This window comes from Vibrio anguillarum, from assembly GCF_001989995.2.
Taxonomy (GTDB): Bacteria; Pseudomonadota; Gammaproteobacteria; order Enterobacterales; family Vibrionaceae; genus Vibrio; species Vibrio anguillarum.
On record NZ_JAHGUP010000078.1, the window covers coordinates 20,811 to 34,646 of the forward strand.

At 44.1% G+C, this 13,836-nt stretch carries 11 protein-coding genes; 6 read left to right on the forward strand and 5 right to left on the reverse strand.

Annotated features, from left to right (window positions below):
• Positions 1 to 405: 405 nt before the first annotated feature.
• From PL85_RS15925 to PL85_RS15940, 4 genes are all read left to right on the forward strand, one after another.
• A complete protein-coding gene (locus PL85_RS15925) occupies positions 406 to 2,355 on the forward strand; it encodes a PTS mannitol transporter subunit IICBA (protein ID WP_094133869.1) in 1,950 nt (649 codons plus the stop codon).
• A 116-nt stretch (positions 2,356 to 2,471) separates the two neighbouring features.
• Positions 2,472 to 3,620: a mannitol-1-phosphate 5-dehydrogenase gene (locus PL85_RS15930; protein ID WP_115339975.1), complete on the forward strand. Its 1,149-nt coding sequence runs from the start codon at positions 2,472 to 2,474 to the stop codon at positions 3,618 to 3,620.
• A gap of 61 nt (positions 3,621 to 3,681) precedes the next feature.
• Entirely contained in the window at positions 3,682 to 4,212 is a 531-nt protein-coding gene (locus tag PL85_RS15935; RefSeq protein ID WP_010319258.1) for an MltR family transcriptional regulator, read from the forward strand.
• Between the two features lie 105 nt (positions 4,213 to 4,317).
• Positions 4,318 to 5,247, forward strand: a complete 930-nt coding sequence (locus tag PL85_RS15940) for a Gfo/Idh/MocA family protein (protein WP_026027760.1) — start codon at positions 4,318 to 4,320, stop codon at positions 5,245 to 5,247.
• Here PL85_RS15940 and nhaD read toward each other — a convergent pair.
• The 3 genes from nhaD to PL85_RS15955 all read right to left on the reverse strand — a co-directional run bounded on the left by nhaD (position 5,244) and on the right by PL85_RS15955 (position 9,092).
• Entirely contained in the window at positions 5,244 to 6,692 is a 1,449-nt protein-coding gene (gene nhaD / locus PL85_RS15945; RefSeq protein ID WP_115339976.1) for a sodium:proton antiporter NhaD, read from the reverse strand. The two genes, PL85_RS15940 and nhaD, sit on opposite strands and share 4 nt — an antisense overlap.
• Before the next feature lie 169 nt (positions 6,693 to 6,861).
• Positions 6,862 to 8,166 carry a dicarboxylate/amino acid:cation symporter gene (locus PL85_RS15950; protein ID WP_029189696.1) on the reverse strand — a complete coding sequence of 435 codons (1,305 nt, stop codon included), beginning with the start codon at positions 8,164 to 8,166 and terminating at the stop codon, positions 6,862 to 6,864.
• Positions 8,167 to 8,648: 482 nt separating this feature from the next.
• The gene (locus PL85_RS15955; protein WP_115339977.1) at positions 8,649 to 9,092 is read right to left on the reverse strand and encodes a DoxX family protein; all 444 of its coding nucleotides are present in this window, start codon (positions 9,090 to 9,092) and stop codon (positions 8,649 to 8,651) included.
• 1,178 nt (positions 9,093 to 10,270) lie between these two features.
• Here PL85_RS15955 and PL85_RS15960 point away from each other — a divergent pair.
• Both PL85_RS15960 and PL85_RS15965 read left to right on the forward strand, forming a co-directional pair.
• Positions 10,271 to 10,927: a hypothetical protein gene (locus tag PL85_RS15960; RefSeq protein WP_115339978.1), complete on the forward strand. Its 657-nt coding sequence runs from the start codon at positions 10,271 to 10,273 to the stop codon at positions 10,925 to 10,927.
• A gap of 55 nt (positions 10,928 to 10,982) precedes the next feature.
• On the forward strand, positions 10,983 to 12,218 hold the full coding sequence (locus PL85_RS15965) for a zinc-dependent metalloprotease family protein (protein WP_115339979.1): 1,236 nt from the start codon (positions 10,983 to 10,985) through the stop codon (positions 12,216 to 12,218).
• A gap of 46 nt (positions 12,219 to 12,264) precedes the next feature.
• On the opposite strand, the gene PL85_RS15970 is transcribed toward PL85_RS15965, so the two are convergent.
• Positions 12,265 to 13,299, reverse strand: coding sequence for a DUF2955 domain-containing protein (locus PL85_RS15970; RefSeq protein WP_064626545.1), 1,035 nt, complete (start codon positions 13,297 to 13,299; stop codon positions 12,265 to 12,267).
• A 12-nt stretch (positions 13,300 to 13,311) separates the two neighbouring features.
• On the reverse strand, positions 13,312 to 13,836 hold a 525-nt coding region (locus PL85_RS15975; protein WP_412766532.1), incomplete at its 5' end, for an HlyD family secretion protein.

Below are 13,836 nucleotides of genomic sequence, written 5' to 3' on the forward strand. Positions count from 1 at the left end.
TAGACAATATGGAAGTGGTGGCTTTATTTTGATTAGTGAAATAAAGATGTAATTGTGATGTTTATCACTTTCGGTTCTTTAATTTTTAATAATTAGAGTGAAATTGTGATTTGAATCTCTTTTTTATCAAAAGTTAAAATTCAAAAAGTATGATGTTGATCGATTAAATATTGTTGACAAGTTGTATTTTTGGTTTTTGTTGTAAATTTACATATCAATTTAATGACCATGATCACGAAGAAATGATTTGTAAGCTAGGATTTATGAGGGGCTGATCACGAAAAACCCGTCGTCAGTTCCAGAATGAAATTGTGTGGTAAATTGATTGTGTACTAAGCAATCAACGGTTTTTCGCAGAACCGTTACAACAACAATATTCATCAGAACATCGAACGGGGAATCCACATGATATCACCAGATGCAAAGATCAAGATACAAAATTTTGGTCGCTTCTTATCTAACATGGTTATGCCAAACATTGGCGCGTTTATCGCGTGGGGCTTTATAACCGCACTATTTATCCCAACAGGTTGGCTACCGAATGAAACGTTAGCATCTATGGTTGGGCCGATGATTACTTACTTATTACCACTGCTGATTGGTTACACGGGTGGTAAATTGGTTGGTGGAGAACGTGGCGCTGTTGTCGGTGCCATCACCACAATGGGTGTGATTGTCGGAACAGATATCCCCATGTTCATGGGAGCCATGATGGTTGGCCCTATGGGTGGTTGGGCGATCAAAACCTTTGACCAACGTGTTGAAGGTAAAGTAAAAAGCGGTTTTGAGATGTTGGTAAACAACTTCTCGGCAGGAATTATTGGTATGCTTGGCGCAATCTTGGCGTTTTACCTCATTGGGCCATTTGTCAAAGTGCTCTCTGGTGGTTTAGCGGCAGGCGTAAACTTCCTAGTTTCAGCACACCTTTTACCACTCACCTCTATTTTTGTTGAACCCGCGAAGATCTTGTTCCTTAACAACGCGATTAACCACGGTATTTTCTCACCGTTAGGTATTCAACAAGCCAGTGAAATGGGGCAGTCAATCTTCTTCTTAATTGAAGCAAACCCTGGCCCTGGTCTCGGTATTTTGTTGGCTTACATGGTGTTTGGTAAAGGTACAGCACGTCAAACAGCTGGTGGTGCTTCCATCATTCACTTCTTCGGCGGCATCCATGAGATTTATTTCCCATACATACTGATGAATCCACGTCTGATTCTTGCTGCGATTGCTGGTGGTATGACAGGGGTGTTCATTTTGACTCTCTTCAATGCAGGTATTGTTTCTCCAGCGTCTCCTGGCTCTATCTTTGCAGTACTACTGATGACACAGAAAGGATCGATTGTTGGCGTATTATGCTCAATATTTGGTGCGGCAGGTGTGTCCTTTACCGTTGCGTCATTATTGATGAAAGCACAGAGCAGCACCGAGGAAGAAGGTGATGAAGCGGCGTTAGAAAAAGCCACATCACAAATGAAAGAGATGAAATCGAGCGCAAAGGGCAATGTGACGGCGGCTTCTCAAAAAAGCAATATTGATTTAGCCAACGTGAAAAGCATTATTGTTGCTTGCGATGCGGGTATGGGTTCAAGCGCAATGGGCGCAAGCATGCTGCGTAAAAAAATCAAAGATGCGGGCTTAGCGATTCACGTCACTAACCTTGCCATCAATAGTTTGCCGGAGAACGCAGAAATCGTGATTACTCATAAAGACCTGACTGGCCGCGCACGCACACATGCACCCAGTGCACAGCATATTTCACTGAGCAACTTTTTAGACAGTGAAATGTACAACCAGCTTGTGACTAAGCTTTTGGCTGCTCAACGCCCTAAGGCGGCGAATGATAGCGATGTGGTTAAAGTATCCATCCTCGCTGCGAATGACGACAGCTTTGAAATTCAAAAACCGTCCGTTTTTCAAATCCAAAAAGAAAACATTCACTTAGGTTTGAATGCCGCTAATAAAGAAGAAGCCATTCGTTTCGCTGGCAATAAGTTAGTTGAGCTTGGCTATGCGGAGCCTGAGTATGTTGATGCCATGTTTGAACGTGAGAAAATGGTATCCACTTATCTTGGAGAATCGATTGCCGTTCCTCATGGCACCGTCGCCGCCAAAGACCGTGTGATTAAAACGGGTATTGTGATTTGCCAATATCCTGCTGGTGTGCAGTTTACGGACGACCAAGATGGCGTAGCGAAACTGGTTATCGGTATTGCCGCCAAAAATGATGAACATATTCAAGTTATTACCACCATTACCAACGCACTCGATGAGCCTGATGCTATCGAGAAGCTCACCTCAACCAGAGACGTGAGCGATATCTTGGCCATCCTATCGGGTAACCAAGCAGCGTAATGCTTTTGCTCCTGAGGCAAAACGAGGTCGGCTGTTCCCCTATACTGCTGACCTCACCTCAATTGAAGTATTAAGCGCTCTTTTCTCTTTTAGATAAGTTTTTGGTAGGTAAGATTATGAAAAATGCAGTACATTTTGGCGCGGGTAACATTGGTCGTGGTTTTATTGGTAAATTATTGGCCGATGCAGACATTGAAGTGACTTTTGCCGATGTCAATGAACCTTTGGTCGATCAATTGAGTCATCGTCAAGAATACAAAGTAAAGGTAGTGGGTTCTGAGTGCAAAATTGATACTGTCACTCATGTCACTGCGGTGAATTCAGCCAGTGATGATGTGATTGATCGCATTGTAAAAACGGATTTGGTCACCACAGCTGTCGGCCCTGCAGTGCTTGATATCATTGCGAAAACGATCGCCAAAGGCATCACCAAAAGATTTGAAGCGGGCAATGAGCAGCCACTCAATGTGATCGCTTGTGAAAACATGGTGCGCGGTACAACACACCTGAAAGGCGAAGTGTATAAATATCTAGACCCATCGCTGCATGCTAAAACCGATGAGTTAATTGGTTTTGTCGATTCCGCGGTGGATCGCATTGTGCCACCTGTCGAAGCCGCGAACGATGACCCGTTGGCCGTGACGGTTGAAAGTTTCAGCGAATGGATTGTTGATGAACAGCAATTTAAAGGTGAGATCCCCAACATTGAAGGGATGGAAAAAACCAATAATCTGATGGCTTTTGTTGAGCGTAAACTCTTCACCTTAAATACTGGGCACTGCATTACCGCCTATTTGGGTTGTTTGAGTGGTCATAAGACGATTCGTGAAGCCATTGAAGATCCTGCAATTCGTCAGCAAGTGAAGCAAGCCATGCATGAAAGCGGTGAAGTACTCATTCGTCGTTACGGTTTTGACCCTGAATTGCACGCCGCTTATATCGAAAAAATATTGAGCCGCTTTGCCAACCCATATTTGGTGGATGAAGTGGATCGCGTTGGTCGTCAGCCAATACGAAAATTAGGCCCCAATGATAGATTAATCAAGCCATTACTCGGTACAATCGAGTACGGTGTTGAAAACAAAATGCTATTGAAAGGGATTGCGGCGGCCCTTAAGTATACCAACGACAGCGATCCTCAAGCGGTCGAGCTTCAAACATCATTGAACCAATATGGCGTATGTAAAACACTGGCCCATTACACAGGGTTAGATGAGCAGAGCGAGCAGGTTAAGCAAATTGAAGCGATCTACAAACAGCTTTAATCACATAAATACTTTGGAGGGCGCTAATGCCCTCCCTTTATAACAACAATTAGTACAGCGTATGGCAGATAGAATTAACGAAAGCGATATAATTGAACGACTGAATAGTGCCCATTCGGTGCGCGGATTCTTTATTACGACGGTTGAAGTGTTCAATGAGGCGATTGACGCATTAATGCAACGCATTTTTCGCAAAGATAACTTCGCTGTCCAATCAGTAGTTGGCCCTCTATTGCAAGATTCTGGACCACTCGGCAACTTGTCTGTCAGGCTAAAACTGCTGTTTGGTCTTGGGGTATTACCTGATGATGTTTACCACGATATTGAAGATATCATCAAACTGCGTAATCAACTCAACAGTGATGGTGCTGAATACGAGTTCACCGACCCGAAAATTTTGGTGCCGATAAAAAAGCTTCATTTGGTGGCCAAAATGGGCATGGTGCAGTTGGAAGTATTGGAACCGGATGGCGACATTGAACTGGATTTTTACCAGCTTCAACTTCAGCGTCAGCAACAAATCATCAAATCCGGGCTCTCATTGGCGATTGTCGAAATTTGCAATGAACTGAACAAAGAGAGCCCATTTTAGCCTCATCCCAGACAGGCAAGGATTGCCTTTTCACTGAGTTCTACACCTCCCTTTTTAATCTTCTTGTGTTAGCCTAACCTTCATCTAACGAAAAGAGATTTGATGATGAAAATTGGCATTATTGGTCTAGGTGATATCGCGCAAAAGGCGTATCTTCCGGTCATCACACAGCGCCCAGATTTAGAATTGGTATTTTGTACTCGTAATCCAGCTCTTGTTACGCAACTAGCGCAGCGTTACCGCATTTCAGAGAATTGCACGGATTATCGAGAGCTACTTGGCTATAACGTTGATGCGGTTATGATCCATGCGGCGACCTCGGCTCACCCTCAAATCGCCCAATTTTTCCTTGAACACGGAATTCCAACCTTTGTTGATAAGCCGCTAGCCGACAGCGCAAGCGCCTGTGAAATGTTGTATGAGCTTGCAGAAAAGCATCGTCAACCTTTGTATGTGGGGTTTAATCGCCGTCATATTCCGCTCTATAACCAACACCTAAATGCAGTGCAAACTGGTAATAGAAACGACTTACGTTCGCTTCGTTGGGAAAAGCACCGCTATGATCTGCCCGGTGATGTGCGCACCTTTATCTTTGATGATTTTATCCATCCGCTAGACAGCGTAAACGTGAATGCTAAAGCCACATTGGATGATGCTTATATTACCTACCAGCAGCATCAAGGTCAGTTATCCCGCTTGGATGTTCAATGGCAACACGGCGAAAGTTTGCTGCATGCCTCAATGAATCGCCAGTTCGGCATAACCGCTGAGCGAGTCAGCGCGAGCTTTGTGAATGAAGGTTTTGAGTTTGATTCGTTTACACAAGGAAAACGTTGGCATCAAGGGCAAGAGCAAGCCCTTAGTTTAAAAGATTGGACGCCAATGCTGACCAGTAAAGGCTTTAGCGCCATGATTGACGATTGGATTGGCGTGATAAACAGCGGAAAGCTGGCTTCAGAAGTGGTGGCACGTAACTTGGCCTCGCACCAGCTGGCAGAGGCGTTGTGTCATTATATTGCGAAGCAAATTCGTTAAAACAAAGCGTGATTGAGTAGTAAGTGGACACCAATACTTGCGGCGTAGCCTGTTGCAATAATCGGTGTCCATTTTAGATGGCCTACAAAGGTGTATTTGCCGTGTGCAGCGCCCATCAGAGCCACTCCAGCGGCTGAGCCAATCGAGAGTAAACTGCCGCCGACGCCCGCTGTTAATGTGACGAGCAGCCAGTTTCCTGTGGACATATCGGGTTCCATCGTCAGTACTGCAAACATGACGGGAATGTTATCGACAATCGCCGAAAGAAACCCAATCATCACGTTTGCCCATATGGGGTTCCATTGGCTATACATCACTTCCGAGATCAAGCCTAAATAACCCAGTAAGCTTAGCCCTCCTACGCACATGACCACCCCGTAGAAAAACAGTAGCGTATCCCATTCGGCGTGTGAAACTCGCTTAAAGACATCGAATGGCACCACAGAGCCAATACGTTTTAGGGCGGCCTCGTCATTATTTGCAATCGCAATTACGGTTTTTTTGGCCAGCGAAGTAGGTAAGGTTTTCCTGAGGAAGTAGCCAAAAAATTGTAAGTAAGCGAGCCCCATCATCATGCCTATCACGGGTGGAAAGCGCACCACAGCATGGAATGCTACGGCGGTAGCAATGGTTAACATGAAAAGTACGACAATACGGCGGGCTCCGCGTTTAAGCTCGACATGTTCATGCAGGGTGGTTGGCTTTTCCTTGGGCAGAAAAAATGACATCAGCAATGCAGGAACAAGGTAGTTGATCACAGAAGGGAGAAACAGAGAAAGGAACTGTGAAAATGGCACATGGCCCGCTTGCCAAACCATTAAGGTGGTGATGTCTCCAAAAGGGCTAAAAGCGCCTCCGGCGTTAGCCGCTACGACGATATTAATACAAGCAATGTTGATAAAACGTGGGTTGTTTCCTGCCACTTTTAGTACGATAGCGCACATCAACAGTGCGGTGGTTAGGTTATCGGCAATTGGCGAGATGAAAAATGCAAGTAGCCCCGTGATCCAAAAAAGAGCACGAAAATCAAAACCTTTTCCCACCATCCACGCTTGTAATGCATCAAATAATCGCCGCTCTTCCATTGCACTGATGTAGGTCATCGCGACTAACAGAAACAGCAATAATTCGGCGTATTCCAGCAAATTATGCTCTAGCGCATTTTTGGCAATCTCGGTTAATTCATACTGCTGATAAACATAACCAATCATGGCCCAAATTAAACCAGCTGCAAGTAACACAGGTTTAGACTTTCGTAGCTTAAGGTACTCCTCCATCATGACCAAAGTGTATGCCAGAGTAAAAATGACTAAAGAGGCATAACCAATCGTTGAGTGTGTTAGATCTAACGAATCGATATCGTTAGAGGAAGCGAGAGCGACTGAAGGAAAGAGTAAAGTGCAGAACAAAAGAAGCCATGTGCGTCGAGGTATCATTGTGTTCACTCCTAGAAAGTTAGGCTGATAAAATTCTAGATCTATTGAAGATAGTTCGGTGTGAGATAGCTCTGATCTGCTTGATTTTTAATCTTATTCTTGACCTGTAAAGCGAATAAAGAAAAACCCTGTAGCAATGGCGACAGGGTTTGATTTTGATGAGTGGAAGTGAAGAAAGTTAGGCTTGAGCTTTTGCTAAATGGACTTCTTCTTCTTTCACGCCAGCTTGTGGATCATTAAAGCGAGCTTCATCTAACGCGCCTTCTGTTTTCGCCACAATAAGAGTCACACAGCTATCACCAGTAATATTGACTGCGGTGCGGATCATATCTAATAAGCGGTCAACACCCATAATCAAAGCAATACCTTCTAGTGGCAAGCCGACTTGGTTTAGCACCATCGCTAGCATGACAAGACCAACACCCGGAACGCCTGCTGTACCAACAGAAGCAAGTGTTGCCGTGAGGATGACCATCACGTAGTCACCCATGGTTAGGTCGATATTGAACGCTTGGGCAATAAATGCTGTCGCAACGCCTTGCATGATCGCTGTGCCATCCATGTTAACGGTCGCACCTAGCGGAATGGTGAAAGAAGCTATCTTGTTATCAACCCCTAAGCGGTTTTTAGCCGTTTCCATGGTGACGGGTATAGTCGCATTGGAAGAGGCTGTAGAGAAAGCGAACATAATGGCATCTTCCATTTTACGGAAGAAGGTGATTGGACTTAAACCAGTAAAGCCTTTCAACATCAAACTATAGGTGACAAAACCGTGTAGCAGCAGGGTAACCGTCAGTACTACGAAGTATTCTGCGAGGTTCAAAATGGCACTTAAACCAAGGCTGGTGAACAGTTTCGCCATCAGGAAAAATACGCCGTATGGAGCAAGGTTCATCAACAAGGCGACTAGTTTCATAATAACTTCGTTCAAGTCATTAAAAACGCCCGCAATACGCTCGCCCGGTTTACCCGCGGCACTGATGGCTATGCCAAATAGTACTGCAAAGACGATGACCTGCAGTGTTTTACCTTCTGCCATCGCGCTGATTGGGTTGGTCGGGAACATATCAATAAACACTTGGCCCAAAGAAGGGGCTTGCGCAGATTGGAATGAGCTTGCTGCGGTTAAATCGGCTCCGGACCCCGGTTGAAACACAGTGCCCATTGTCAGTGCCAGTGTGATGGCAATCGCGGTGGTTGCGATGTAAAAGGCTAGGGTTTTACCGCCCATGCGGCCAAGTGTGGTGAGATCTTTCAGTGAGCTCGTACCACAAACGAGAGAAACAAACACGAGGGGTACAACTAACATTTTTAAGCTGGCGATAAAGATTTTTCCGCCAACATCGAATAAGCCGTTAACGATATACGCGTCAACAAATCCGTTTTCAGCAAATAGGGCTCGAATGGCAAAGCCAGTCAAAATACCCGCTACCATACCTAAAATAACACGGCCGGTAAGCGACATCGGTTTTTTGGTATTCATTGTGAACACTCCTTTATTTTATGCACTTCGACATCATTTCAAAGCGTGCCGCAGGTTAGCAGGGCTGAGTGCAAATCAAAAAGTAAAATAATGTTAACGGTTAATTGCTGTGATCTTTATCACTTAAAACTGCCCACCTTTTACGTTTTAATAACCTATTTTTGGGTTTAAATTTTTATTTTTTATCATTTGGCAACACATGAGTCTTTTGTGTTAACAAATGTCACTATTCTCATCTAATGGTAATTCGCTAGTTTTCATTCAATTTTAAGCTCGTTTGGTTGCATATTTACCCATTAAGGTTGCTTTATATGAATAGGGTCTCAACGGCACTTTTATGTAGCATAAAAAGAAGGGCATGCAACACAAGTAGAGAAAGGAAGGAAAGTGATACTAAGTTGAATGTTATCGACTGAAAATCTTAACGTTTGAAGGAGGCTTGGCCTCCTTCAATGAAACGGTATGCTGGCCTTAGGCATAGATTATGCGAGCTTTTTATTTAACCAGTTATCAAGTGCCAATTTGCCAGCACCAGAGAAAACCAACGATACACTGGCTGCAAGCAGCGCAAGGCCAAACTCATAACCGTTATTAGCCATGAATAAGCCGTTACCTAAGTGTACAGAAGCGATTGCGACGATCATCGTAATAGAAAGAAGCAAGGCGGCAGGGCGAGTTAGTAAGCCAAGTAAAATGAATAGGCCCCCAAAGAATTCACCACTACCCGCTAAAAATGCCATCAGCACACCTGGGTTTAAGCCAATTGAAGCCATCCATTGACCTGTGCCTTCTAATCCATATCCTCCAAACCAGCCAAAGAGTTTCTGCGCACCGTGCGCCATAAAAATGATGCCAATTGGGAAACGAATCGCAAGCGCAGAAAATCCAGAAGTTGATGTGGTTAGTTGTTTCAATAGTGCTTTCATTAAAGTGTCCTCAGATTCATTAAAAGGTAGTAGGTGCTCAGCGGCTTCCTAGCTGTTGGAGCCAGTGTAGAGTGATTCGTAACCTGAGATAACTCACTCCGTTTGATGATTAAGTTCGAAAAAATTGAACAAGATTTATATAGTACTTTTCTTAGCGCGGGGAATGTTGTGACCTTCTATCTATGATGAATCATGCCGATTGATCGTCTGATATCCCCTTCCTACTTGAAGCTGCAGCGGTGTTGGTTACGTTCGCTCACTTCATCAAATCGTTTATCTATACTCATGGGGGAAACTTACTTTCCAACCTACCTGCCACTTCAAGTTGTTTAGTTATACACAATATTATCATTTATACGGACACTAATAGCATTCGGATTGACCTGTATTTCATAGTAGTGTCTTTTCAAAGGAGCAGATAATGAATTAAAAAACGAAGAAGGTTACTAAAATAAACGGGCTACCTTTGGGTCGTTAGCTATATCTTTCTTTACAATGTCATCCATCATCTGTTTTCTCTTTCCCATGGTTTATAAAAAGTGCAAATATTAAAATAATGGAATAAGTGTCAAGAAATAATAAGATTTATGTCCGAATAGATAAATATCTTATTGTTTGGTCATTAGGATAAATAGTGAATTACGTTTTGATAAAATACCAAATTAGTTGGTTTACAGTTCCAGAAAAGTGCTCAGCCATAGATTAAAGAGCTTCGAGAATGAAGGCTTTTTCCTTCCCATTGAAAGCTGCAGCGATGTTGGCTACATTTTTAGCTATTGCTATGGGGTGCTCACTTACCATATCGACCTGCAACTTCAAGTTGTTTAGTCATAGACAGCCTAAACTGTATTTTTGCGCTTTTAAGTGCCTTTTTCATAAGACTCGTCGTTATCAAGAGTACCATCTTCTTTAATTTTCTCTGTTTATTGCCATCAAACAATAATAACTAATTTATTAATTACGGATTATTGTTTTTCTTTTGGCTTGATATTTTATTTAGCGCATTGCATTCATTTTTTTGAAAATTAGATCATCATTCAAATCTATAAAGTTTGATTATATTTAACCTTAACTTTATTGACTTAAGATCACGTTATTTAATTGTATTCATACATCTTATGTATCTATATATATGCCACGTCTAATTGTCGGAGATATAAAGTTTGAAAGTTAAGATAATGACCATTTTGTTATTAGCAATATTCGGTCTCATTGTTGGTAAATATTACATTAGCCATAGTTCATTAACATTAGTGCCTGATCCAAAAGCACCGAATAATAACGAGGATACTGATTTTAAAGCCGCAACAGTTGCTGATGAGCGTCAGCTGATGAAGCCACCACGAGAAGATGCATCGAACGCTGGAGATGCTCGTTCTGCTCTGAATTCAGAGCCTATCACTGAAGAGCGCATGCTTGCGGCACAAACCGTTGATGAAGTATGGCACGACATCAACCCAAGCCCAGCGTTGCAAGCCATTAGGCCAAAAAGTGATGCAGTGACGGAAATCAAAGCGATCGAAATCGAAAATATTGAACAATTCCGAGTTCTGGCAACGGGCGATGCTGTCACGGTCACTATGCCTGATAACCAGCCAGTCAATATCCAAGTCACTTCATCAGAAATTCAGAATGAAGGCGTCCGGACTTGGTCTGGGCAGTTTGAACTCGACGGGGAAGTTTACCCAGCCACATTCACTTTCGGCAAAACGGCAATACTTGGTTTTATTGGTCATCCCAGTGGTCAAGTGAAGCTTGAAGGCAACGGCAGTGAAGCATGGGTTTACCGAGTACCACCGAATCATGGCTATGACGAAACCTCGACCAGCCATTGATACCTCAAACGCACGGCTTTGTGTGTTAATAAAATAAATAATGTAGGAGTTTTCTATGAAAATAGCGTCATTGGCATTAGCCGTGGTGTTAGCAACACATGCGTTACCGAGTAGTGCAACCACTGAAATTGATATTCTAGGTGTTTATACACCCGGCACGGCTGAGTGGTTTCAGCAAGATCACGTGGCTCAAATCCAGCACCGATTTAACGTGGGAAATGAAATTCTGCGTCAAAGTGGTCTGGACATCAAAGTCAACTTAATTGGCACGAAAGAAGTAAAATACGATACGCAAAGAGGGCTGAAAAAATCGCAAGAGCAGGCGCTTGATGCGATTACTCCCGGCAATAAACAAGATCCGGCGTTTGCCGATATTGAGCAATATCGTAAGCAGGTTGGCGCGGATATGGTGGCGCTGTTTCGTAATCTAGATATTAAAAATTCTCCTGATTATGAAGATAAAGGCAATGGTACTTACATGCTGAGCTGTGGTCTAGCATGGATAATCCCTGCCGCGTATTGGAACAATAGTGCGCGTTATGCGCAATCTAGAATGTACAGTCATAGCTATTTGAATGAGTGTGGCGATGATACGTTTATTCACGAATTAGGCCACAATTTGGGCTTGAACCATGCTCATGAACAGTACAATGGCGAACCCCATCTTTCAAATGGTACAGAGCAAGATGCGTATGGTTATGGGGTTCAAGGCCAATTTGCGACGACCATGGCCTATGGTTTCTTATTTGGTATTCATAGCCGTTCTTACACATTCTCTAACCCAAGCAAAGTGTGTAAAGGTCAAGCATGTGGTGTCACTGACTACGCGAACTCGGTGCGAGCGATTGGCCTGAGCGCGCCATACATTGCGGCGATTTATGCACGTCCAGATGGGAGTAATGACGGAGGAACGTCACCCACCGAACCGACTTCGCCCCAACAAGCCATCTATGATTTACAAGGGCCTTTTGCCATTCCCGATCATGCACAAGGAGAGTTAGCACTTCCGATTAATGTGACTTATCAAGGAAATGCGGAAACGGCCACTATTCAACTTGATATTGAACACCCATTTGTGGGTGATGTTTCAGTCAAGTTGTATGCACCTGATGGTGGCTATTGGAACTTAAAATCGTATAACCAGTATGATCGCAACACGGCTTATCGTGTTCGCTTTACACTCAGCGGAATGCAACAAATGAACGTGCAAGGCCAGTGGCGTTTAGTCGTGGCGGATCACTATCAAGGTTTAACGGGTGTATTAAATTCGGCACGCTTATCCTTTGAATAAAGGTTTGCTGTGATGTTGACCCTGCACCTATGTGCAGGGTTTTTAATTACTGGCCAAATTGGGTGGCTTTGAATTGATTCAGCAATCGATGGATCACATAGGTTGTAAGTAATGTGGCGACAATAGCAAACAAAATACTGCCGACTCGGTACAGGGCACTGAAAATTAAATCATTTCCCGGCGTCAAATATTGACCAAACAATATCCCCAAGGTAGTCAATGAGCCAAAGCCGACCCCTGAACCGCTGGATTCTTTTACATGCCAGTAGCTAAAGAGCATCGCACCTATCCACAGCAGCGGAGTAACAAATAAAAGCTGACCTGACCAATCGTAGAGCAGCAGTTGGACCGCAATACCGAAAGTGACACCAAGCAGAGTACCCATCGCGCGTTTGCGTGCGTAGCCTAGCGCTCCGTTCCAATGCATCGGGAAAAGTAGCAACAAGGTTGTGGCTTGCGCGGACATTGAATCTTGCAGATCGAATATTTGAAACACAACGAAAGAGAGTGTGGCAATGGTTGCGCCCATGAGCGCTTCATGGCGCATACGATGTGACTCTTTGGCCACGCTTGCATGAGCGGGAGGTTGCCTTTTCTGTGCGTCGGGAATACAGAATGTCACCAGATAAGCGACCATTACCGAAAGCAAATTCGCGATAAAGTTGCTGGTAATCAGATCGTTAAGATCAGTTGTGGAGTAGCTTGCAAAGTGCAGCATGATGCTCAAGCTCAATACGCTGTTCGCTCCAAATAAGAATAAGCTGCCTTTCGACATACAAGCAAATTTGTAGAGAAACAATACGAAAGCCATCATCGTCATCAGTGCCGGATGAGCGCCAAACAGCCCCCCGAGAATGGCTACTTCTAAGCCACAAACGACGGCGGAAGCGAGCAGTTGCTTTGCGGCGTGCGCATTCATGATGGGCACCATGCCCAGTAACAGCATCGGTGTTACGGTAAAAAATACCCCGTAGTTCCAACCCAGTAGTTTACAAAAGGTAAAACCAAGCGTCGCACCTGTTGCTATTCTGACGCATTGGCGAAAGTCATTTTCAGATAATGGATGATCCCAAAGTCGCATTTTTTACTCCGCTTAATAGACGTAGTGCAGAGTGCTCAGAAACTGAATTTGCATTTTTGCCAGCCAAGCAAACGGGCCACTTTCTGGTAGCAACTGTACCGTCGCACGAGCACCGGAAGGCAATGTTGACATCGTTTCATCGAGCGAAAGGTGCACACGCATGCGTTGTGCATCACGCACCCAGCGATTAGATTCTGTTGGAGTGGCTAACCGCCCATTCGCATCAAACTGACCAGTGCTTACCCCAGCATCCAGGCTACGAATACGCGCGGTAAAGACTTCGCCGGGTTTGCTATCAAAAGCAACTAGGGCGCGGCTATTGTCTGGGAAATGGCGTAAGCTTTTTTCTCTAAAATCAGCAATCACGTCTACATCCGTCGCCACCAATGCAACTAACGGCATACCTGCTGCGGCGTAGGTGCCCGTTTCAAGCTGTAAGTTGGTAATGACACCATCTTGCTCTGCTAGCGTTTGTGTGTAGGCAAGGTTTAGCTTGGCTTGCGCCAATTGGTCAGGAAAACCGCATGAAAGTCGTTG